The organism is Dysgonomonas sp. Marseille-P4677, from assembly GCF_016652235.1.
Classification (GTDB): Bacteria; Bacteroidota; Bacteroidia; order Bacteroidales; family Dysgonomonadaceae; genus Dysgonomonas.
Genome location: NZ_JAEPKU010000068.1, coordinates 1 through 22,354, shown reverse-complemented (window position 1 = coordinate 22,354; position 22,354 = coordinate 1). Strand labels below are relative to the sequence as shown.

General features: G+C 34.8%; 21 protein-coding genes. 12 read left to right on the top strand and 9 right to left on the bottom strand.

Annotated features, from left to right (window positions below; translation table 11 throughout):
- The 5 genes from JGH11_RS20240 to JGH11_RS12235 all read right to left on the bottom strand — a co-directional run.
- The coding region (locus JGH11_RS20240; protein WP_236263975.1) for a hypothetical protein at positions 1-248 on the bottom strand (248 nt) is incomplete at its 3' end.
- Positions 236-1,528, bottom strand: a complete 1,293-nt coding sequence (locus JGH11_RS12250) for an ABC transporter ATP-binding protein (RefSeq protein ID WP_201112143.1) — start codon at positions 1,526-1,528, stop codon at positions 236-238. The genes JGH11_RS20240 and JGH11_RS12250, both read right to left, overlap by 13 nt.
- A 10-nt stretch (positions 1,529-1,538) precedes the next feature.
- Positions 1,539-2,399 (bottom strand): ABC transporter permease, encoded by an 861-nt coding sequence (locus JGH11_RS12245; protein WP_201112141.1) that lies wholly within the window; start codon positions 2,397-2,399, stop codon positions 1,539-1,541.
- A gap of 209 nt (positions 2,400-2,608) precedes the next feature.
- Positions 2,609-2,833, bottom strand: coding sequence for a hypothetical protein (locus JGH11_RS12240; RefSeq protein ID WP_201112139.1), 225 nt, complete (start codon positions 2,831-2,833; stop codon positions 2,609-2,611).
- Between the two features lie 175 nt (positions 2,834-3,008).
- Positions 3,009-4,676, bottom strand: coding sequence for an AMP-binding protein (locus tag JGH11_RS12235; protein ID WP_201112137.1), 1,668 nt, complete (start codon positions 4,674-4,676; stop codon positions 3,009-3,011).
- Between the two features lie 178 nt (positions 4,677-4,854).
- On the opposite strand from JGH11_RS12235, the gene mtaB reads away from it, so the two are divergent.
- From mtaB to JGH11_RS12210, 5 genes are all read left to right on the top strand, one after another.
- Entirely contained in the window at positions 4,855-6,165 is a 1,311-nt protein-coding gene (gene mtaB, locus JGH11_RS12230) for a tRNA (N(6)-L-threonylcarbamoyladenosine(37)-C(2))-methylthiotransferase MtaB (protein ID WP_201112135.1), read from the top strand.
- Between the two features lie 2 nt (positions 6,166-6,167).
- Entirely contained in the window at positions 6,168-7,073 is a 906-nt protein-coding gene (locus JGH11_RS12225; protein WP_201112133.1) for a lysophospholipid acyltransferase family protein, read from the top strand.
- Positions 7,070-8,098 carry a glycosyltransferase family 2 protein gene (locus JGH11_RS12220; protein ID WP_201112131.1) on the top strand — a complete coding sequence of 343 codons (1,029 nt, stop codon included), beginning with the start codon at positions 7,070-7,072 and terminating at the stop codon, positions 8,096-8,098. The genes JGH11_RS12225 and JGH11_RS12220 overlap by 4 nt, the downstream gene beginning before the upstream one ends.
- 131 nt (positions 8,099-8,229) lie before the next feature.
- Positions 8,230-8,805 (top strand): DUF4294 domain-containing protein, encoded by a 576-nt coding sequence (locus JGH11_RS12215; protein ID WP_370567595.1) that lies wholly within the window; start codon positions 8,230-8,232, stop codon positions 8,803-8,805.
- A gap of 279 nt (positions 8,806-9,084) precedes the next feature.
- Positions 9,085-10,044: a family 43 glycosylhydrolase gene (locus tag JGH11_RS12210; RefSeq protein ID WP_236263974.1), complete on the top strand. Its 960-nt coding sequence runs from the start codon at positions 9,085-9,087 to the stop codon at positions 10,042-10,044.
- Between the two features lie 77 nt (positions 10,045-10,121).
- On the opposite strand, the gene JGH11_RS12205 is transcribed toward JGH11_RS12210, so the two are convergent.
- Both JGH11_RS12205 and JGH11_RS12200 read right to left on the bottom strand, forming a co-directional pair.
- On the bottom strand, positions 10,122-10,982 hold the full coding sequence (locus JGH11_RS12205; RefSeq protein ID WP_050700860.1) for an RNA polymerase sigma factor RpoD/SigA: 861 nt from the start codon (positions 10,980-10,982) through the stop codon (positions 10,122-10,124).
- 235 nt (positions 10,983-11,217) lie between these two features.
- Positions 11,218-12,735, bottom strand: coding sequence for a Do family serine endopeptidase (locus JGH11_RS12200; RefSeq protein ID WP_201112127.1), 1,518 nt, complete (start codon positions 12,733-12,735; stop codon positions 11,218-11,220).
- A gap of 275 nt (positions 12,736-13,010) precedes the next feature.
- Here JGH11_RS12200 and JGH11_RS12195 point away from each other — a divergent pair, with 275 nt between their 5' ends.
- A complete protein-coding gene (locus JGH11_RS12195) occupies positions 13,011-14,459 on the top strand; it encodes a sodium:solute symporter (RefSeq protein WP_201112125.1) in 1,449 nt (482 codons plus the stop codon).
- Positions 14,460-14,534: 75 nt separating this feature from the next.
- On the opposite strand, the gene JGH11_RS12190 is transcribed toward JGH11_RS12195, so the two are convergent.
- Together JGH11_RS12190 and JGH11_RS12185 are read right to left on the bottom strand one after the other, a co-directional pair.
- Positions 14,535-16,235, bottom strand: coding sequence for a hypothetical protein (locus tag JGH11_RS12190; protein WP_201112123.1), 1,701 nt, complete (start codon positions 16,233-16,235; stop codon positions 14,535-14,537).
- 126 nt (positions 16,236-16,361) lie between these two features.
- Positions 16,362-17,228: a mechanosensitive ion channel family protein gene (locus JGH11_RS12185; RefSeq protein ID WP_201112121.1), complete on the bottom strand. Its 867-nt coding sequence runs from the start codon at positions 17,226-17,228 to the stop codon at positions 16,362-16,364.
- A gap of 198 nt (positions 17,229-17,426) precedes the next feature.
- Between JGH11_RS12185 and JGH11_RS12180 the strand changes: the two genes are divergently transcribed.
- From JGH11_RS12180 to rsmI, 6 genes are all read left to right on the top strand, one after another.
- Positions 17,427-18,101 (top strand): response regulator transcription factor, encoded by a 675-nt coding sequence (locus JGH11_RS12180; protein WP_201112119.1) that lies wholly within the window; start codon positions 17,427-17,429, stop codon positions 18,099-18,101.
- Positions 18,098-19,378 (top strand): HAMP domain-containing sensor histidine kinase, encoded by a 1,281-nt coding sequence (locus JGH11_RS12175; protein ID WP_201112117.1) that lies wholly within the window; start codon positions 18,098-18,100, stop codon positions 19,376-19,378. The genes JGH11_RS12180 and JGH11_RS12175 overlap by 4 nt, the downstream gene beginning before the upstream one ends.
- 104 nt (positions 19,379-19,482) lie before the next feature.
- The gene (locus JGH11_RS12170; RefSeq protein ID WP_201112115.1) at positions 19,483-20,004 is read left to right on the top strand and encodes a PepSY-like domain-containing protein; all 522 of its coding nucleotides are present in this window, start codon (positions 19,483-19,485) and stop codon (positions 20,002-20,004) included.
- Between the two features lie 13 nt (positions 20,005-20,017).
- On the top strand, positions 20,018-20,458 hold the full coding sequence (locus JGH11_RS12165; protein WP_201112113.1) for a PepSY-like domain-containing protein: 441 nt from the start codon (positions 20,018-20,020) through the stop codon (positions 20,456-20,458).
- Between the two features lie 162 nt (positions 20,459-20,620).
- A complete protein-coding gene (locus JGH11_RS12160) occupies positions 20,621-21,409 on the top strand; it encodes a TIGR02757 family protein (protein ID WP_201112111.1) in 789 nt (262 codons plus the stop codon).
- A 177-nt stretch (positions 21,410-21,586) separates the two neighbouring features.
- A complete protein-coding gene (gene rsmI / locus JGH11_RS12155) occupies positions 21,587-22,261 on the top strand; it encodes a 16S rRNA (cytidine(1402)-2'-O)-methyltransferase (RefSeq protein WP_201112110.1) in 675 nt (224 codons plus the stop codon).
- The last annotated feature ends 93 nt before the right edge of the window (positions 22,262-22,354 follow it).

Genomic DNA, 22,354 nt, shown 5'->3' with positions numbered 1-22,354 from the left:
ATCCCATACCATCCTTTCAAATAAAATTTATAAGTATTTGAAAAGCGTAAAGGATGGTGAGCTCCAATATCAATGTAAAAACCCATAGGTTTATTCTCGAGAAATCGATTGATAACTAGATCTTCTCCTTCTTGCGAGAAAGAAATATTATTATAATATTGGTTTTTATAAGAATAAAACTCTTCCGAAATATAATTTGGTAATATTCTGTAGATAAAGTGTTTTATCCTTTTTTTTAATCTACCCATGTTCCTTTTATTAAATATTTAGCATTAAAGTTATCGCTTCTGCTTTGTCCAGTTTTATAATAATCGCCATATTCAATATACATACTTCCTAAAATATCTTGAGGCCAATCAAGTATTTCTCCATTTGATCTAATTAGGCCTCTTACTGTAATTTTATTTGTTGTTAGAGAGAAGTTTGATATTTTACATTTTATAGTATGATATTCATTCTCCTTTTTTAGAGAGAATGTTTTGTTTTGATAAGAACTATATAGATTTGTTAGATTATCATCATATTGATCATGAAATGAAAAGCCTAAATCAATGTTTTTTATATTTGATTTATTTGCTTTTAATACAAAAACCAAAAAAACATCCTCTCCAGTGGCAATTGTATCTATTTTGATACCACTGTTAGATTCTATATAAAAATCAGCGAATATAACTTCTCCTGTGCCCGATCTGTTCGTAGAAAATTCGATTTTCTCAGATTCTTCTTCTTTGATGGTATTTAAAGATAAATAATGATCTAAAGTGTCATTGATATTACCCATATAATCAATCATTCCATTTTTCAACAAAATACCACTATTACATAAACTCTTTACAGCACCCATATTATGACTCACAAACAGCACTGTTCTACCTTCGCTTGTGGATACATCCTGCATTTTTCCGATTGCTTTTTTCTGAAACTCAGCATCTCCAACAGCTAGGACTTCGTCTACAACAAGTATCTCAGGTTCAAGATGAGCTGCTATAGCAAATCCAAGACGGACTGTCATACCTGACGAATATCTTTTAGAAGGTGTGTCAATATATTTTTCCACTCCGGCAAAAGCAATTATTTCATCAAGTTTTCGATTGATTTCAGCTTTTGTCATACCCATTATAGATCCGTTCATATAGATATTCTCTCTACCTGTAAGTTCTGGATGAAATCCTGTTCCTACTTCTAATAAAGATGCTATACGTCCTTTGGCCTTAATATAACCAGTAGAAGGAGTAGTTACTCGAGAAAGTAATTTTAGTAGAGTTGATTTTCCTGCTCCATTACGGCCTATTATACCCACGACATCACCCTGCTTTACGTCGAAGGTAATATCTTTCAATGCCCATACGTATTTTCCATTGGCTTTAGCTGATCGATCATTTACTTCGCCAATCTTTAGATAAGGGTCTTCTTTTCCGCGAACAGTATGCCACCATCTGTTTATATCATCTTTAATGGTACCAGTGCCAACAACGCCTAGGCGATACTGTTTTGATATGTTTTCGAATTTTATTGCTATTTCTGACATCTTCAATTTATTATACTACATCAATAAAACTACGTTCTATTTTGTTGAACATCCATGTACCTGCAATAACTACTACAACAGTTACTCCAAAGCTATAACCCAGAGATATCCAAGAAAAAGCTCCTTCTCCCATGAATGCGAATCTAGTCGTTTCCACAATAGAAGTCATCGGATTTAATTCTATAATCCATTTATACTTATTATATGCTTCAGGTATAGCCGACAAAGGGTATATTATAGGGGTTGCATACATCCATAGATAAGTGACAAATCCAAAAATAATACTTAAATCACGATATTTAGTAGTCATAGATGAAATAATAATACCAAAGCCTAAGCCCATGAATGCAGTCATTATTATTAATCCAGGGAACAATAGTATGTACATACTCGGTTGTATATTTGCTCCGTTAAAATAATAATATAGGTAGATGGCGATAAATAATGCAAATTGAATACCAAGTCTTATCATTCCCGATATAATTCCGGATATAGGAACTACTAGACGAGGAAAATATACTTTACTGAATACACCGGCGTTAGCAGAAAAAGTGCTTTGAGCCTTGCCTAGGCAGTCACCGAAATAATTCCAGCATAGTATTCCCGACATATAAAATAACATATGAGGTAAACCATCAGTCGATATATTCGCTATCCCTCCAAAAACAAACATATACATTGCTGTCATAAAAAAAGGTTGGATCAAATACCAAATAGGTCCAAGTATGGTTTGTTTGTAGGCTGTGACGATATCTCTATGGATATATCGTTTGATTAAGTCTCTGTATTTCCATACTTCCTTATAGTTTAGAGAGAAATTACTGCTTCGAGGTTTGATTACTATATCCCAATGCTCTTTGTCGAGTTCCATTTATAATATTTTAGTTTGTTTGTGCCCTATTCTTCGCATAAAAAAGATGCGTACAAAGATAGTTATTTTACTTATATATTTATAAGTAGATAGATCTGTAAATATAGATTATTCAGATAAATATAGTTAAGAGTTTGTGTCTGATTAAATAAAAAAACCTACATGAGTCTTCTCATATAGGTTTCATAAACCTTCGACTGTTGTCTTGATTATTTTTTTGTTGCAGCAGCGATTGAATCTTCAATAGCTTTTGTAGCAGCAGCAATTGAATCTTCTACAGCTTTAGCTTGAGCTTCAGCAGCAGCAGCAGCTTCTACAGCAGCAATTGAGTCAGCAGTAGCTTTAGCCTTAGCTTCTTCAGCAGCTTTATTATTTCCACATGAAGCGAAAGAGATTGCAATAACAGCAACAGCAAATAAAACTAATTTTTTCATTTTTTCTTTTCTATTAAAAACTTAAACGGTAAATGTATTTGAGTTATTTCTGATAACACGATACAAAGATATACATATTCTTTACATGTTGTATAGCATAATTATGTTTTTTTTACTGTTTTTTTTATTTTATTTGAAAAGATTGCCTATCTGAAAGTTTTAGCTTTGTAAGCTATTAATTATCATATAAATATCTTTTTATGCTTTTTTTAGGAGTTTTCTCAAATTCACTAGGATATATTTGTATTGCTGTAATATTCTCATAACTGGCCAATTGTTTATTTAGATTTTGTCTGTTTTCTTCCATAATGGCGGGAAGCATTTCCTGATCTATTTGCGCAGCATCCATTGTCTCATAGTCAGGATGAGCTAATGCGACTAATTTTCCATTACGTTCGACAACTAAACTTTCTAAAACAAAAGGCATATTATTTAATCTTGCCTCTATTTCTTCAGGGAATATATTTTGTCCATTAGGGCCTAAAAGCATGGTTTTACTTCTTCCTCTTATATATATTCTGTTGTCTTTGTCTATTGTCCCTAAGTCTCCGGTTTTGAGCCACCCATCACTAGTAAATGCTGCTTGTGTAGCTTCTTCATTTTTGTAATATCCTTTCATGACATTTTCACCTCTTACTTGTATCTCTCCGACTATGTTGTAAGGATCATCAGAATCTATCTTCACTTCCATAATATTGTCAAGTATTTTTCCGCATGAAGTCGGGATAAAATCGTAATTATGGGCATACGATATCAGAGGAGCACATTCTGTCATGCCGTATCCAACTGTAAAAGGGAATTTTATTTTATATAAGAAGGCTTCTACATCTTTATTAAGGGCTGCACCACCGATAATCACTTCATGAAAGTTGCCACCTAATCCTTCCATCAAGCCTTTTCTTATTTTAGCGTATATCTGGTCTTTTACAATAGGTATTTTGAGGGCCATTTTAATGGCTGGTTTCTCAATTTTGGGGAGTATTGATTTTTTGTATATTTTTTCTATCACCAGTGGAACAGAAATGATAAGATGTGGTTTTATCTCAGCAAAAGCTTCTGCTAGTATTTTAGGTGAGGGAGCTTTTCCTAATAATGTAGTATGCGAGCCTTCCGTAAGAGAATAAAGGAATTCGAAAGCACACCCGTAAGCATGAGCCAAAGGTAGAAATGATACAATATTCTGCCCTTTGAAAAGCAATTTAAGATGGTGGGCATGTGTTACATTACCAGCTAAATTGTTGGCTGTAAGCATTACTCCTTTACTAAAACCTGTTGTTCCCGATGTGTAATTGATAAGTACAAGTTCCGAATTGTCAACTTTCGTATAGTTAATGTCGCTCTGTTTATATCCATCAGGATATTTATTGTCCATCTTTTCGTCCAGGTTGTCTACAGTAAGAGATAATTTTTCTCCTTTTTGCTCATGAAGACAGCTTAGTTTGAAGTCGTTTATAGAGAATACTCCTCTGATACGAGGTAGATGATCTTCATCAAGGGAATCCCATATCTGAGTGCTGGTAAATAATAATACCGACTCAGAGTGATTTATAATATGTTGAACGCTATCTGCATGGAAGTCCTGTAATATTGGGACTATAACTCCACCATAGGTTATAACTGCAAGATATGTAACGCACCATGGGATATTGTTTTTTCCGATTAAAGCAATTTTATCACCTTTCTTAATTTTTGCGTCATCTAGTAAAATATGTATTCTTGCTATTTCTCTGGCGATGTCTTTATAGTATAGGGTTTTCTTTTCAGAATAATCAGATAAACCTTTAAGATCCCAATTGTTTTTGAAGCTATCTGCATATAACTCGATTAGATTTTTATCAATCATAAATGTTGCTCATTTTTTGTGAATTTGTGCAAAAATAAAGAGTCTGCTCATAATCTACAAGTATTCTTTCGCTAAAGTTGATACAATTATGTAATTTTGTACTCTTTTTGCGTGATCATTTTTGATTGCAAAGTTGTTATTATATTAAAAATTACTTATTTAGGTCTTTCTTTATACAATGATAGATAATTCAATATTTGAGAATAAAAAAGCGGCTTACCTTACTCTTGGCTGCAAGCTTAACTTTGCGGAGACCTCTGCAATAGGAAAGCAGTTGTCTCGAGTCGGTGTTCGCAAAGCAAGGGAAGGAGAAATTGCTGAAATATGTGTAATAAATACATGTTCGGTTACTGAATTTGCAGATAAAAAGTGTCGTCAGGCAGTTCGTAAGATGATAAAGGATAATCCTGGAGCTTATGTGATTGTAACAGGTTGTTATGCTCAGCTCAAGCCAGAGGATATCGCAGGAATCGAAGGGGTTGATATTGTGCTTGGTTCTGAACAGAAATTAGATGTGGTAGCTTACTTAGATGAGCTGAAAAAGAAGGATAAAGGTGTGGTGCATACCTCGAAAACAAACAGTATAAAATCTTTTGTGCCTTCTTGTTCACAAGATGATCGAACTCGCTATTTTTTGAAGGTTCAGGATGGTTGTGATTATTTTTGTTCATTCTGTACTATACCTTTTGCCCGAGGACGAAGCAGAAACGGGACCATCAAGAGTATGGTCGAACAGGCTCAGGAGGTTGTTTCTAAAGGCGGAAAAGAAATCGTTCTTACAGGTGTAAATATTGGAGATTTTGGAAAAACAACAGGAGAAAGCTTTTTCGATCTGGTTAAAGCATTGGATGACGTGGAAGGCATTGAACGTTTTCGTATATCTTCTATTGAGCCTAACTTGCTTACTGACGAAATAATTGAATTTGTTGCTAGTTCAAAGCGTTTTGCACCTCATTTTCATATTCCGTTGCAATCTGGGTCGGATGCGGTATTAAAATTGATGCGTCGCAGATATGATACTGCTTTGTTTAGACATAAAGTAGAGAAAATAAAATCAATATTGCCGCATGCATTTATTGGAGTAGATGTAATTGTAGGTACGAGAGGGGAGACGGATGAATATTTCGAAGAAACAAGATTGTTTCTCGAAAGTCTCGATTTTTCACAATTGCATGTTTTTACTTACTCTGAGCGTCCGGGAACTCAGGCTTTGAAGATCGATTATGAAGTAGATCCTAGAACGAAACATTCACGATGCAAAACATTACTCGATCTTTCAGATAAGAAATTAGAATCTTTTTATAACTCTCAGCAAGGTAGGCAAAGAAAAGTCCTATTTGAGCATACTCAACATGATAGTATGATGTATGGTTTTACCGAAAATTATGTAAAAGTAGAGACGACATTTGAGGAATGTAAGGCAAATGAAATTAAAATTGTTACTTTAGGAGGCTTTAACCAATTGAAAACAGCGTTAATAGAAGGTTAGTAATGAATAGTGTATTATATTATATATTGTATTCTTGGATGTATCTGCACGCACTGTTGCCGTTCAGGATGCTTTATATATTGTCGGATATTCTATATGTTTTTGTATATAAAATAGCCGGTTACCGTCTGAAAGTTGTGAGACAAAATCTTATAGGTAGCTTTCCAGATAAGTCGGATGATGAGAGACATATTATAGAGAAGGAGTTCTATCATCATTTTTGCGATTATTTTGTAGAGACTTTGAAACTTCTTCATATTTCGGACGAGGAGATGCGGAGGCGTATGCAATTTGAGAATATTGAATTGGTAAAAGATCAAATGAAGGATGGCAATTCGTCATTGATGTTTCTCGGACATTATTGTAATTGGGAATGGATAACTTCGATCAACTTGCATTTCAAAGATGAGGGTATAACTTTAGGCGAGATATATAAGCCTTTAAAGAATAAAGCAGTTGATGATCTTTTTCTTAAAATTCGTAGTCGTTTCGGTCCTTTGGCTATTACTAAGCAAGATACGTTGAGAACTATAATTAAGCTTCGGCGTGAAAAAAAACAAACGTTGATCGGTTTTATGGCAGATCAGTCTCCAGCTGTACTTAATATTCATTATTGGACATCATTTCTGAATCAGGATACACCAGTTTTTACAGGGGTTGAACGTATCGCGAAACAAACAGGATTCTCGGTCTTTTATTTAGATATGCAGAAAGTTAAAAGAGGGTATTATAAAGCGACGGTAAGACTGATAACTGATGACCCTCAAGCCGAGCCAGAAAACAGTATAACCGAGACATATATACGGGCAATGGAAAAAACAATACTTCGCAATCCTGCATATTGGTTGTGGACGCATAAGCGGTGGAAACGAACCCGTGAAGCGGTAGAAGCAGCGCATAGAAGATGAAAAAAGTAGCTGTCGTTATTCTTAACTGGAATGGAAAAGTTCTGCTTGAGGAGTTTCTTCCATCTGTAATTAAATATACATCATATCCTGATGTTGAGATTGTGGTTGCAGATAACGGTTCTACTGATGATTCCGTCGAATATCTTGAATCGGCATATCCTTATATAAACCGCATACTTTTGCCCGAAAACTATGGTTTTGCTGAAGGATATAATAAAGCATTAAAACAAATTGATGCAGAATATTTTGTTCTACTCAATTCAGATGTTGAGGTTACCGATAATTGGCTTTTGCCTATGATTTCCTATCTGGATAATAATAAGGATATTGTTGCTGCTCAGCCTAAAATATTAGCCCAAAGGAATAAGCGTTGCTTTGAATATGCAGGTGCATCAGGAGGCTTTCTTGATAAATATGGGTATCCTTTTTGTCGGGGCCGTATTTTTCAGGTAGTGGAGGAGGATAAGGGACAATACGATAAGCCGATGGATGTACTCTGGGCAACCGGAGCTTGTTTGCTTATTCGATCGAAAGATTTTTTTGAAGTAGGAGGCTTTGATGGGAGTTTCTTCGCTCATATGGAAGAAATAGATTTATGTTGGCGGTTAAATTGCCGAGGAAAACGGATTGTTTGCTTGCCTTCATCTGTTGTTTATCATGTTGGTGCAGCGACACTAAAGATTGAAAGCCCGCGAAAGACTTATCTTAATTTTAGGAATAATCTGATAATGCTATATAAGAACCTTCCTCAGCATAAGTTGAAGCGGGTAATGATTCTTCGTTTAGTCCTTGACTATATTGCTGCCTTTCATTTTGCTGTTACTGGCAAATATGCTAATGCTAAAGAGGTGATTCGAGCTCAAAAAGACTTTTATTACAGCCGTAAGATGTACAGCCGGGCTAGAAAGGAAAACTTGGAAAAGAGGGTAGTGGATGAGGTTGTGACTATTTATCCCAAAAGTATTTTAGTGGCCTATCACCTGAAATGTATCAAATTTTTTGATAAGTTACAATATCCCCTATAAACCGACTTGCAAATAATTCTAAAAAGAGAAATGAATATTTATTTTTCTTGTATATTTGAACGATCTTATATATCAAAATGAACAGGATCCTTCTTATATTCATTATGATGCTTCTATCTGTTGCTACTTCAATGGCGCAGAATACAGAGAAGCCTAAAACTTATATTGATATTGCGGCAATATATGAAGGGGATACTATTGCTGTAGTACAATTAAATCCTGTTTATATTTTTGCCCCCATCAAATTTAAAAATAACAAAGAAAGACAAGAATATTCTAAGTTGATTAGGGATGTGAAGGTGGCTTATCCTTATGCCCGATTAATTTCGGCATCTATAATAGAAACATATGAAAATATGCAGACATTGCCTGATGAAAAAGCAAAACAGAGGTATTTGGACGATGTGCAAAAATATATGATGGCAGAATATAAGCCAAAAATGAAAAAGATGACAAAGAATCAGGGTAAGATTCTTGTTAAACTTATTGATCGAGAATGTAATACTCCATCATACAATATTGTTAAGGCTCTGGTAGGAAGTTTCAAAGCAGGTGTATATAATGCTTTTGCAGGCTTGTTTGGAAATAGTCTTAAAACTGAATACGATCCTAATGGAAAAGATGCAGCTATAGAGGCTATTGTGATCCAGATACAGCAGGGTACTATCGATGCTAATTATGCGCGAAATTATCATGGGTTTAGATAATAGACTATAATTTGACCTTTTTAGGTATGGTTTTATATTTAATCTAATGAGTATAATAAAGAAGCAGAATGTTTAGGCATTCTGCTTCTTTATTATACCCTATATATTTCTGCTTCTTTATCTGTTTTTATAACTTTTAGCGGTCATTTATTCTTCATTAATTAATTATTATTTTGACCTGATTTTATTATTTTTTGGTTAATATTTTAACTGTGTCGTCTGCTTTATTTCATACTTTCACCTTAATATATTTTATTATTAACTTTTAATAGATCTAATATGGAAATACGAGGAAGAATAATCATGCTTTTAGTTTTTTTGCTGCAAACATTGTTTTGTGTTACAGCACAGAACCTATTTTATACATCAAGGAGTAATCCTATCGTAACTCATAAATATACGTCCGATCCGACAACACTAGTTTATAAAGAAAGGGTGTATCTATACACAGGGCATGATAGTGGCTTTCAAAATGGCATGCCCAATCCTCAGGAATGGTTAGTGTTTTCGTCTGACGATCTTCAGCATTGGCAGGAACATCCTGTTCCATTGAAGAAAGATGACTTTGAGTGGGCCGCAAATAAAGAGAATACATGGGCATGGGCTGCAGGTGTTGTAGAGAAGAACGGTAAATTCTATATTTATGCCACTGTCGCTGATCCAATAAATGCTGCTAATAAAATAGGAGTAGCAGTTTCGGATAACCCTATAGGCCCTTTTAAGGATGCTATAGGCAAGCCTCTCATTGGTGAAGATGTTCAAACTATCGATCCGTCAGTGTTTATTGATGATGATGGACAGGCATATATATTTTGGGGAGGATATAATCAGTGCTTTTATGCAAAGTTGAAAGAGAATATGGTGGAACTCGATTCTCCAGCTATGCAGGTGAAGGGTTATTTAGAGGGGTTTTCTGCAGGCTCAAGAGTGCATAAGCGCGATGATTGGTATTACTTATCGTATACGAGCGGATCGCCAAGTAAAATCTCATATGCTATGAGTAAAAGTATTAATGGCCCATGGGAATATATTGGAATAGTAAATGAAGTTCCTGCGAACTCTGCAACAAATCATCATTCTATTATTGATTTTAAGGGAAAAAGTTACTTTTTCTATCATAATGGGGCTTTGCCAAATGGAGGGTCTTTTAATCGTTCGGTATGTGTAGACTATTTGTATTATAATCCTGATGGAACGATGAAGAAAGTATGGATGACCTCTGAAGGTATTTATAATTAATTTATATACAATCTGAATGTAAAAAGAGAGTTGGTATCCAACTCTCTTTATCATTTCTTTACTTGCGAATAGCTATCTTATCCCAAGTAGCTTTTTAGTAATTTGCTTCGTGAATTCTGTCTCAAACGCTTAATTGCCTTTTCCTTAATTTGACGTACACGTTCACGTGTGAGTTGAAATTTATCGCCAATTTCTTCCAGGGTCATTTCCTGATATCCAATACCGAAGAACATTTTGATAATTTCACTTTCTCTTTCTGTCAATGTCGATAATGCACGTTCAATTTCTTGTTGAAGCGATTCATTAATCAACGTACGGTCGGCAATAGGGGCATCGTCGTTTACAAGCACATCCAATAGGCTATTGTCTTCTCCTTCGACAAAAGGGGCATCCATTGAAATGTGTCGTCCGGATACTTTGAGTGAATCAGAGATTTTATCTACCGGTATGTCCAATTGCTCGGCTAGTTCTTCAGCTGAAGGTTTGCGTTCGTTTTCTTGCTCAAATTTAGAAAAGGCTTTGCTGATTTTATTCAGCGATCCTACCTGATTGAGCGGAAGGCGTACGATACGCGATTGTTCTGCTAGAGCCTGCAATATGGACTGACGGATCCACCATACCGCATAACTAATAAATTTAAACCCTCTGGTTTCGTCGAATTTTTCTGCAGCCTTGATAAGTCCCAGATTTCCCTCATTGATTAGGTCGGGTAAGCTTAGTCCTTGATTTTGGTATTGTTTTGCTACAGATACCACAAATCTTAGATTTGCTCTAGTTAATTTTTCGAGTGCAGCCCTGTCACCTTTTTTGATGGCTTGAGCTAACTCTACTTCTTCCTCAACCGTAATCAGATCCTCACGACCAATTTCTTGTAAATACTTGTCTAAAGACGCACTTTCACGATTAGTGATTGACTTTGTAATCTTTAACTGCCTCATATATAAATATATATGTTAAAATGTCCCAAAAATGTTTGCAAATATAGTAAAAATATACCATAAATGACTATCTGTTTGGACTTAATTACCAGATAGTTTAGTTAATATTACTCAATTGTTGCTTTTACTATTAGGTATAGAGTTTATATCTAAGTTACTTACAAATAAATAACGCTTAAGCTAAGTTATTGTTTACAGCTTAAGCGTTATTTGATATTTCTTAATGAATATGCGCTTATTCGCTTAGATCCACTGCATAATATTTTCTTGCTCCTGTCGGGGTTATACCTGATATAAAGAGTACTTTATCAGAGCTGTTTGCAGTTGTTGCAATAATGTTTTCTACCTCAGAAGCGGAAGATACGGGTTGATTATTTATTTTTTGAATAATAAATCCTTTACTAATACCTTCTTTGTGAAACTTGCCTGCGTTGTCTATTCCTGCTATTTCTACACCATAGCTAACGCCCAGATCTTTTTTCTTTTCGGCTGTAAGATCTTTGAAGGCTGCTCCAACACTGGCTATGCCATCGCCTTTCTTAACAACAGAGGTGCTTCCAGAGCTGTTTTTTAGCGTAATGTCATAAGTTTTATCACTATTGCCACGTTTCAGATCTACTTTTACTTTATCGCCAGGGCGGAATCTGTTTACTTGGTCCTGTAATTCGCTTACGTTTCTGACTTTAACTCCATTTATGGCGGTAATTACGTCACCTTCTTCTACTCCGGCTTGTTTTGCAGGACTTAGTTCAGCAAAACCACCTACGTAAACACCTTCATTTATATTTAAACCTTTTGTTTTATCAGGATTGGCTTCTTTCGCTATGGACAGGTCTTGTATCATGACGCCTAAAACTGCGCGTTGAACAGTGCCATATTCTTTGATGTCGGCTACTACCTTTCCGGCAATAGAAATTGGTACGGCAAACCCATATCCGGCGAAGTCTCCCGTTTGAGAATAGATCATAGTATTTATACCTATCAATTCTCCATTTGTATTGACTAAAGCCCCACCACTATTTCCTTTGTTTATGGCAGCGTCGGTCTGAATAAATGATTGTATGTTGTTGCCACCAGATCCCATACCTCCACGACCTTTGGCACTAACGATACCAGCTGTAACGGTCGATGTAAGATTGAAAGGGTTACCAACAGCCAATACCCATTCACCAACTTTCAGGTTATCGGAGTTCCCGAATGGAATATAAGGCAATTCTTTTCCCTCTACCTTTAATAGTGCAATATCTGTTTGTGGGTCGGTTCCAACTAATTTTGCAGTATATTTACTATTATCGTTAAGCGTTACTTCTATCTCGTTGGCTTTATCTATTACATGATTATTAGTAATGATATAACCATCTTTAGAAATGATTACGCCCGAACCGAAACCGACACTAGGTTGAGGTGAGCCAAAATCTTGTCCTCCTCTGTCACCAAACCCAAAGAAATATTCGAATGGGTCGATCATTCGCTGACGTCCCTGACCTTGTGCAGCCTGGGATTTTACTGTAGATTTTATATGTACCACAGCATGTATTGAATTTTCGGCAGCTTTGGTGAAATCAGGGTATCCATCTGCAGTCAGACTTGCGAGTTGTACACCTTTTTGATTAAATTCGTGTCCGTAATTATAAAAATCCGCAGAGCTGTAACCTCTTTTGTAGTCCATGAAGCTATACATCCCATATGTAGCTCCTATACTCACTAATGCAACCACAACATAGGTTGAAATATTTTTCCAAATTTTTTTCATATGCAAGTATTAATTTTTTAATTGTTTCATTAATCTAATTGTTCTTATTTCTATTTCAAATGTAAAAACAAAAACTGTACACTACATAATGAGCTAGCCTGTTTTTTAACACTTTTAACCGAGGAGAAAATCTTTATTACAATTTTAACAAATTGGTCGGACTTTTTGTCAGTTTTGTAAAATGTACATAAAGTTGAAGGTGACAATCTTTTGAAAAATTGTATCTTTAGCAACTCTAAAAAATATACCTTTTTTATTACCTAATCATTCGATTCATGGGGACCTCTATTTTAATAATTATAGCTCTGTATTTCTCAATCTTATTATTAATTTCTCATTTTATAAGTAAAAAGCATAGCGACAACGAAGCTTTTTTTCTTGGAAATCGAAAATCTCCCTGGTTTGTAGTGGCAATAGCCATGGTCGGAACTTCTATATCGGGAGTTACATTCGTATCTGTTCCGGGGATGGTAGGTAAATTCGATATGACATATATGCAGATGGTTCTGGGTTTTTTCTTTGGTTACCTGGTAATTGCATATGTCTTACTGCCTCTGTATTATAGATTGAATTTGACAACAATATATGGTTATCTGGAGCAGCGGTTTGGGTTTTATTCTTACAAAACCGGAGCTTCCTTTTTTATTTTATCTAAGATTATAGGAGCTGCAGCCCGTCTCTATTTAGTTGCTATGATTTTACAAGCTTTGGTTTTTGATCAGTGGGATATTCCTTTTTATGTTACTGTGACAGGAATAATTTTACTTATCTGGGGATATACATATCGTAGTGGTATAAAAACAATAATATGGACAGATACTTTGCAAACATCTTGCCTGATACTAGGTGTTATCCTTATTATATGGCAATTGGCATCAAAAATGGATATGAATCTACCTCAGGTTGTAGATGCAATAAGTAGTAGCGAACACTCTCGTATCTTTGTATTTGATGATTGGGCTTCGAAGCAAAATTTCTTTAAACAATTTCTGAGTGGAATTTTTATTACTATTGTTATGACCGGCTTGGATCAGGATATGATGCAAAAGAATCTTACATGTAAAAACTTGAAAGATGCTCAGAAGAATATGGTCACTTACGGCTTTGCTTTTACTCCTATCAATTTTCTATTCTTGTCGTTAGGTGTTTTGTTGTTGTTATTTGCATCCCAGTCGAATATTGTTCTGCCCGAGCAATCTGATCAGATTTTACCGATGCTGGCTACAGAGTATTTAGGTTTACCTGTTCTTGTTTTTTTTACAATTGGTATAATTGCAGCCGCTTTTTCTAGTGCTGATTCTGCTCTGACAGCTCTGACTACTTCTGTGTGTGTAGATATATTGGATATAAAACGAGAGGATGCTACGAAAGCAAAGAGAACCAGGCAGAAAGTACATGTTGCGGTGAGTTTTGCCTTCTTGCTGGTAATACTTATTATAAATTATGTTCATCAGGAAAATATATTGGATACGATATATAAGGTTGCTTCCTATACCTATGGGCCATTGTTAGGCTTGTTCTTTTTTGGCTTATTTACTAAAGTCAATATTAGAGATAAATACGTACCGTTTATTTGTATTTTAGCTCCTGTAATAAGTTATTTCCTAGAATATATCTTATCTGAAGCTTATGCTTATAATGTGGGGTATGAGATTTTATTATTTAACGGATTGCTCACAGCCTTTGGCCTGTTACTCCTTGTAAGGAAGCAACCGTCTGTATAACTTATGGGCTATTGTTATCTAATAAAAAAAAAGGCCGACATCATCAAGATGTCGGCCTTTTTTATGTATTGTATCTTATTTAATCAACATATTTTTCACATCCGAATTTGTTAAGAATTTAGCAAATTCAATGTCGTTAAGCACATCAGCAACTGATATACCTTTATCTAATGCTGAACGTAGATTACCTACAACACCGGATGTGTTGTTTGTTCTGGCAGCAACGATAGCTGATAAATAATAAGTTGTAGCATCTTTATCTGCAATAGCGTTTAGTGTTTGCTGTGCTTTATTATAGTTCTTAGTTAGAACTTGCGCCAAAGCAGCATTGTTTGTTTGAGCATCACCAAAAGACTGTACAGCTTTGTTGTAGTCTCCTTTTTGTAGATACAGTAATCCTAAAGCCTCACCTAGCGAACTTGCGCCTGCTGCATTACCTAACAATTGTTCAGCTTTTGCAGTATTGCCATCAGCTAAAGACAATAAAGCCTGATTCATGCTGGCTTCTGGTGCACGAGAAGATACTTCGGCAGCTTTATTAAATGCTTGAACAGCTTTAGGAGTTTGTTTATTTTGATAATAATATGCTCCTAGGTTATTCCATCCGCGATAATCGTTAGGGAATTTTTGAGTTACATAAGTATATACTTTTTCTTTAGAAACACCATCAAGATTAGCGGCATACAATAATTCTTCAACAGAAAGACCTGTTAAATCAGAGGCTGCTGCTTTCTTTAGTTCTTCGTCTGTTTTACCAATAACTTCCACGTTTGCAATTAAGCGAGAACGACGTAGTTTCGGTAAAATTGTTTCTGCAAGATCAGAATATACAGCAGAAATATTTTTGATTTCTTTTTCTCGGGTTTCAGTATCAGGATACATTGACAGAACTCTTAATACTAGATCTTTGTCCTGAAGACTTGACGCTTGAACAAGTTTTTGGAAACCGTCCCAGTCTTGAGCTGTGTATTTAGCATTGATTTCAGTGTCGATATTCTTTTTCTTGAATTCTTTAGAAAGATAATTAGTCGTGTTTTGTTCACGTTTTTCTGCTAATTTTTCATTTAGGTCAAGACCTCCATCGGGAGAAGCGTAAGCAGATACTTCAACGTTAATATTTTTACGATCATTTTCTTCAGCTTCCTTTACCAGATCTTTCCATGCTGCAAGATTAGACGAATTTAGTTCGCTGGAACGTAATTCTGCCTGTTGGATGAGGAACATGATGTCAGCGTCGTAAGTTTCCTTTATAATACGTTGGAAAGCATCCGGAGCAACAGCAGGTGTTGTTGTCGCAGCATTAGCTAAGGCTTGAGTAGCAATAACTCCATCAGCAATTTTTACATCTGGAAATCCTGCAACTGTTTTACCTCCACGAGAAAAATCGAATCTAAGGAATAGTTCCGATTTCTTCATAGCCGGACTATAATCAAATTCTGATCTTAACGTAATAGGATTACCACTTTCATAATTAATTACGGTACCGTTTCCGGCAACTTTCTCACCTTGGTAGGTGTAAGATGTGCCCAATGCTTCACCACCACTATATTTTAATACAGGAGTTACAACAACAGTAGTGTTCTTGTCAAACCATTTTGCCGGGAATCGGCCATTGATGGTAACAGGAACCTTTGTACCAACAAGTTCTAATGGGGAAGGATTAGTGGTGAATAAAGAATTTGCCAGTGGAGTAGCCGTTTTCTTGCTACAAGATGTTGCTAGAATGGCAACTAGGGCAATAAGAGAAAGAAATAGTTGAAATTTCTGCCTTTTCATAGCTTTTAATAATTATTTATTTGATGTTTAAATATGAGATTTTCCTTGTACAAAGCTACCTTTTTTCTTCTTGAATAGAAAATGTCTATATGGTATTTTACTTATTAAATGAGCTTTTAATAATTTTTAATCTTTTAGCATCTTTACGTTGATTGAAGATGGTGCATAAATGCCGGTTTCGTGAAATGCGGTGTATACTTTTTCGTTTAATTCTACATTTACTGACGAATAATCTCCACTATTTACCCAAACCCTTATTGTAATATCAAATGTTCCATTATTTAATGTTGTGATACCAATAAATGGGGCAGGGGTATCTTTAATCTGTACGATACTTTTTATCACGCTTTGGAGAGTAGATTTTATGCTATTTATGTCAGCTCCATAGCCTATTGTAAATACGATATCGATACGCCTTTCTTTCTGATTGGAAAAGTTAATAATACTGCCGGTAGACAGTGGGCCATTAGGTAAATAGATAGTTCTGTTATCGCCGGTAAGAAGTATAGTATATAGAATGCCAATAGCCTGTACTGAGCCATCCATGCCTTGAGCTATAATCCGGTCACCTAGCTTGAATGGTTTGTTTACAAGAAGCATAACACCTCCGGCAAAATTCGACAGGTTGTCTTTCATCGCCATACCTATAGCTAAACCGGCTGCCGCCAGAATAGCAGCGAAGGATGTTGTGGATACACCTAAAATATTCACTATTACTAAAAATAGTATTATTTGAAATGTAATATTAGCAAGGCTATCCAAGAAGCTTTTTACGGTACTTTCTATTCTTCTTTTTTCCAAGAAGCGATCGATAAATCTTCTAAGCCATTTTATAACCCACTTTCCTATTATAAAAACGACAGTTGCTATAATAAGTTTTATTCCGAATGAAACAGCGAGATCGAAATATTCTCTTAATAAATGGTCGATAGCCGATACCGAAATATCAGCTTTGTCAGGGATAATATCCCCTTGAAGAATGTCTAGTAACATATTTTTTCTACACTTTAAAAACGGACTCAAAAATAATTATTATTTGGCGAAAAATAGTGGACTGTTTTTACTATTTTTTGTGGGAAAATGAAATAATTTATTTCGGTTATTTATCTCATAAGGGCTCAGAACTCGCGGAGAATAACTATATTTGATAATTGACATATACTTACTACTCGCTCATACTTATTGAAGAATATGAAAATACTAATAATAGAGGATGAATATGAAATATTAAAATCTATCGAATCTTTTTTACAATCAGAAGGTTATATTGTGGAAAAAGCAACTGATTATATATCTGGGATAGATAAAGTACATCTTTATAAATATGATTGCATTTTGTTAGATATATCTTTGCCGGGAGGCAGTGGATTAAAGATACTTGAAGATATGAAAAGTGCGGGAATTGTCGGGAATACAATTATTATTTCAGCTAAAGATTCTTTAGAAGATAAGATTACAGGGTTAAATCTCGGTGCAGACGATTATTTGACAAAACCTTTTCATCTGGCGGAACTACATGCTCGTATAAAAGCTGTGCTGAGAAGAAAAGACCTTGATGGTAACAATCGACTCAGTTTGGGAAATATGACAATTGATTTTGATGAACATATTGTATATATAGGTAAAGATGAATTGAAGTTGAACCGAAAGGAATTTGACATTCTTTCTTTTTTTGCTACTAATGTGAACCGTTTGATAACAAAAGAAGTATTGGCCGAGCATGTATGGGGTGATAATATCGATTCGGCCGATAATTTTGATTTTGTATACGCTCAGATGAAGAATCTTCGCAAGAAGATGAAAGATAATAATGCTGATGTAACATTGGAGAATGTATATGGTGTAGGATATAAAATGACGGTATGAAACTGGTTAATTACTTATCATTAAGATTGTCGGGTGTTTTTTTGCTGATATTGTTTATTTGGTCTGCTGTATACTTATATCTGCAAATGACAGAGATTCATGATGGTATAGATGAAGGACTGAATAATTTGAAGCAAGAGTTCGTTTACGAAGCTAATAACTCGCCTACCTTCGTTTCTGATATGCAAAAGCATAATCCTCTCAATATTATTATTGAAAATATTTCTTACGAAGAAGCAAGGGATATGAAAGAAACATATACCGATTCCCGAATTTATTTTGTGACAGAAGAGGAAGAGGAAGAGGTGCGTTTACTGACTTCGGTCTTTTTCTGTGAACAGGATCAAAAATATTACAAAATAAAATTTTTCACTTCTACTGTCGAAAGTGAAGATTTGATAAAGAATATGCTCTATCTCATTATTGCGTTGTGGGTTAGTTTGGCGCTAGCCATGGGTATTGTAATGAGGAAAATTATAAATAAAAGTAATAAGCCATTTTATAAACTATTAGAAAAGCTGAGAGGGTTTCGCTTAGATAATACAAAGATGATAGATATTCCGGTAACAGGTATTGCCGAATATACGGAGCTGAATAACTCTGTTAAGATTTTACTGGAAGAAAATATCAATGCTTTTACTGAGCAGAAAAAGTTTATAGAAAACGCGTCTCATGAATTGCAGACACCTTTAACTATTGCTATAGGTAAGCTAGAGTTGCTGCTTAACAGTGATACACTTTCAGAGCATCAATTGATGGATGTCAACTCTATATTGGGGAGTTTGAATCGGATGAAGAGACTGAATAGTGCTTTGTTATTATTGTCGAAAATAAAAAATAAACAGTTCTCGAATAATCAGACAATTGACTTAATAGCTATTTTTGAAGAAGTTCTATTTGACTTTGATGATATCATTCGATATAAAGAGATAACGATTGAAACAAAAAAAAATATAGATGTCTTAAACATAGACATGAACAAGGATTTAGCTTATATAATGATGAATAATCTTATAAAGAATGCCGTTTCACATAATATAAGGGGAGGGGAAATCTGTGTTATATTCGAATCTACATCCATAATTATATCAAACACAGGGCAACCTATCGATAAAGCAGTCGATATATTCGAACGCTATATATCGGCATCAGGTGATATTGGGTCTTCGGGTTTAGGCCTTTCTATTGTAAAATCAATTACAGAGATTTATAATTTAAAGATTTCGTATCAATATACCAATCGGCATGTTGTACGGCTAGATCTAAAAAAAGATTAAATTTTATACGGATTTTCATATAAATTATTGTGTTTTCCCAATTCTTTTCAGATTTGGGCCCTGATATTTGTCATATATTATTAAAAACATTAAACACAAAGTATATGAAAAAAATTACAACATTCTTATCTATCGCTATTATTAGTCTTGCATCTTGTCAGTTGGCTGTCGCTCAGCCGTCGCCTTTAGTTTCTAATAAATACTCGAATGCAGAGATTGAAAAGATGATAAATTTATATAAGTCTTCACATTCAAGAGATATTTATCCAACAGAATTATTTCGACAACAATTGATGAAGGATTTTCCGAATGCAAGAGGAGCCGATTGGGAAACTAGTGCAAATATATACGAGGTTGATTTTGAAATAGGACGCACAGATTACAAGGCATATTATGATGAACAAGCAAATTTATTGATGTATATCGTTGAGATTAGAATAAACGAATTGCCTGCTATTGTACAAAATGCTGCTCAGGCAAAATATCCAAACTATAAATTTGAAGATATGGACAAGATAGTTCGTGGAACAGATGTACTTTATGAAGTAGAAATGGAAAAAGGAGATATAGATGTAAAAGCTATATTTGGAGAAAACGGAACATTTGTAAAAGAAATATTTAACTAAAACAATTTGAACGATGAAAAAAATATTATTAATACTAAGCCTGTTTGTTGTATCATTTGCTTTTGTTTCATGCGATGATGATGACGATAAGAAAATAGCGTTAACAGATCTGCCTGTGAATGCACAAACGTTTATCCAAACTCATTTTCCGAATAACGAAGTAAGATTAGTTACAAAGGATAATGATAGCTATGATGTGTATCTCATTAATGGTTTTGAGATTGATTTCGATTTGTCGGGAGAATGGGATAGCATAGACGGAAGAGGCCAATTGGTTCCACAAAGTATAATGGAACTTATACCTGCAAATATTGCTGTTTACATAAAAGAACATTTTGCTCAGGGCAATATCACAGAAGTCAGTAAAGAATTATATGGTTATGAGATAGGATTGAATTATGGCTTGGATATAAAATTCGATTTCAATGGTAACTTCTTAATGGTAGAAAATTAAATATAGATTGATTTGTTTATCTATAGAACCGAGAGATAAGGAATAATCCTATCTCTCGGTTTTTGTATCAAAGTTGTAACCTTTGTCACCTTTTAGTTAAAATAGATCGGGTTACTATGTAAATATATACCTTTGCAATCTTAATTAATAAATATACACCTTGTGGAAAATTTGCAAAATACTGATCTGAAGTTTTTTTTGGACAGAAAGACAGAACAATATAATACACCGGATTTTATACCTAACGACCCAATAAGTATTCCTCATCGTTATACAAAGAAACAAGATAAAGAGATAATGGGATTTTTTGCTGCCATATTTGCATGGGGGCAAAGAAAAACCATTATAAATAAATGTAAGGAGTTGGGTGAAAGAATGGGTGATTCTCCTTATTGCTTTATTATGAATCATAAAGATATCGATTTGAAGAAACTGCTTGGCTTTAAACATCGTACTTTTAATGATACAGACCTATTATATTGCATTGACTTTATGAAGCGGCATTATAAACAATCGGAAAGTTTGGAAGATGCTTTCTTTCCAAGAGAGGGAATGACTGTAGAGGCTGCATTAAATTATTTTCAGACTTATTTTTTCTCTCATCCCGATGCTCCTCATCGTACCCGAAAGCATATTCCTTCTCCTAAGCAAAAATCGGCATGTAAAAGACTAAATATGTATTTGCGTTGGATGGTGCGTGATGATAATTGTGGAGTTGATTTGGGGTTGTGGAAAAGAGCTAAGACTAAAGACCTGATCTGTCCCCTTGATTTGCACGTAGAACGTACTGCCCGTAAATTAGGTTTGATGCAAAGAGATAAAGCCGATTGGCAGGCTGCTCTTGAGTTGACAGAGAATTTAAAGCGATTGGATGCAAATGATCCTGCGAAGTATGACTTTGCTTTATTTGGCATCTCGATAGAAGAAAAATGTATTATAGATAAGATATAAGAAATACACATAATATGCGTTTTATATATGACAGCCTATTTTTTTATTATATTTGCATCTACTTAACGTTTATGTTCTTTTATAAACGCATTATATATTATGCTTCAATGTGATAACAATCAGTTCTTGTTATGCTTGGACAAAAAGTAAACAGGTCATAGACCTTAAAGAAAGGGAATGGGAAAGTTATACATAATACCTACGCCGGTTGGTAATTTAGAAGATATGACATTCAGGGCCATTAGGCTTCTGAAAGAAGTCTCCTTTATTCTAGCAGAGGATACAAGAACTACCGGTATACTCTTGAAACACTTCGAAATACAGAATAAAATGCAGTCTTATCATAAATTTAATGAACATAAGACTGTTTCACATATTGTAGAAAGACTGAATTCTGGAGAAAATATAGCTTTAGTTTCAGATGCGGGCACCCCGGGAATATCCGATCCGGGTTTTCTTGTTGTGCGTGAATGTGTAAAAGCTGGTATTGATGTAGAATGTTTACCCGGTGCTACGGCGTTTGTTCCGGCATTGGTGTCGTCAGGTATTCCTTGCGATAGATTTTGTTTTGAAGGTTTTTTGCCTCAAAAGAAAGGGCGTATGACCCGTCTAAAAATACTAGCAGAAGAAACCCGTACAATTGTTTTTTATGAGTCACCTCATCGAGTTCAGAAAACATTGACACAATTGGCGGAATATATGGGCGAGGAAAGGTTTGCAGCTACCTGTCGCGAAATATCTAAAGTCTATGAAGAAACCAAAAGGGGAACATTGAGGGAACTTATATCTCATTTCGCAGTGAACGAACCTAGAGGTGAGTTTGTTATAGTTTTATCAGGTAAAGAAGAATAAAAATTAATATAAAATTGAGAATAGAACTAACAAGTTAAATATTTGTATATGAAAAAATTATTTGTAGGATGCTTTTGCTTAATAGCTATGGCT

What these genes read in the sequence shown, in the direction of transcription:
- JGH11_RS12185 (WP_201112121.1), bottom strand. Translation starts at nt 17,228, where the DNA reads ATGTTACTAGACATTCTTCAAGGGGATATTATCCCTGACAAAGCTGAT.
- JGH11_RS12205 (WP_050700860.1), bottom strand. Translation starts at nt 10,982, where the DNA reads ATGAGGCAGTTAAAGATTACAAAGTCAATCACTAATCGTGAAAGTGCG.
- JGH11_RS12180 (WP_201112119.1), top strand. Translation starts at nt 17,427, where the DNA reads ATGAAAATACTAATAATAGAGGATGAATATGAAATATTAAAATCTATC.
- JGH11_RS12220 (WP_201112131.1), top strand. Translation starts at nt 7,070, where the DNA reads ATGAAAAAAGTAGCTGTCGTTATTCTTAACTGGAATGGAAAAGTTCTG.
- mtaB (WP_201112135.1), top strand. Translation starts at nt 4,855, where the DNA reads ATGATAGATAATTCAATATTTGAGAATAAAAAAGCGGCTTACCTTACT.
- JGH11_RS12215 (WP_370567595.1), top strand. Translation starts at nt 8,230, where the DNA reads ATGGCGCAGAATACAGAGAAGCCTAAAACTTATATTGATATTGCGGCA.
- JGH11_RS12235 (WP_201112137.1), bottom strand. Translation starts at nt 4,676, where the DNA reads ATGATTGATAAAAATCTAATCGAGTTATATGCAGATAGCTTCAAAAAC.
- JGH11_RS12245 (WP_201112141.1), bottom strand. Translation starts at nt 2,399, where the DNA reads ATGGAACTCGACAAAGAGCATTGGGATATAGTAATCAAACCTCGAAGC.
- JGH11_RS12170 (WP_201112115.1), top strand. Translation starts at nt 19,483, where the DNA reads ATGAAAAAAATTACAACATTCTTATCTATCGCTATTATTAGTCTTGCA.
- JGH11_RS12175 (WP_201112117.1), top strand. Translation starts at nt 18,098, where the DNA reads ATGAAACTGGTTAATTACTTATCATTAAGATTGTCGGGTGTTTTTTTG.
- JGH11_RS12210 (WP_236263974.1), top strand. Translation starts at nt 9,085, where the DNA reads ATGGAAATACGAGGAAGAATAATCATGCTTTTAGTTTTTTTGCTGCAA.
- rsmI (WP_201112110.1), top strand. Translation starts at nt 21,587, where the DNA reads ATGGGAAAGTTATACATAATACCTACGCCGGTTGGTAATTTAGAAGAT.
- JGH11_RS12250 (WP_201112143.1), bottom strand. Translation starts at nt 1,528, where the DNA reads ATGTCAGAAATAGCAATAAAATTCGAAAACATATCAAAACAGTATCGC.
- JGH11_RS12200 (WP_201112127.1), bottom strand. Translation starts at nt 12,735, where the DNA reads ATGAAAAAAATTTGGAAAAATATTTCAACCTATGTTGTGGTTGCATTA.
- JGH11_RS12195 (WP_201112125.1), top strand. Translation starts at nt 13,011, where the DNA reads ATGGGGACCTCTATTTTAATAATTATAGCTCTGTATTTCTCAATCTTA.
- JGH11_RS12165 (WP_201112113.1), top strand. Translation starts at nt 20,018, where the DNA reads ATGAAAAAAATATTATTAATACTAAGCCTGTTTGTTGTATCATTTGCT.
- JGH11_RS12240 (WP_201112139.1), bottom strand. Translation starts at nt 2,833, where the DNA reads ATGAAAAAATTAGTTTTATTTGCTGTTGCTGTTATTGCAATCTCTTTC.
- JGH11_RS12225 (WP_201112133.1), top strand. Translation starts at nt 6,168, where the DNA reads ATGAATAGTGTATTATATTATATATTGTATTCTTGGATGTATCTGCAC.
- JGH11_RS12190 (WP_201112123.1), bottom strand. Translation starts at nt 16,235, where the DNA reads ATGAAAAGGCAGAAATTTCAACTATTTCTTTCTCTTATTGCCCTAGTT.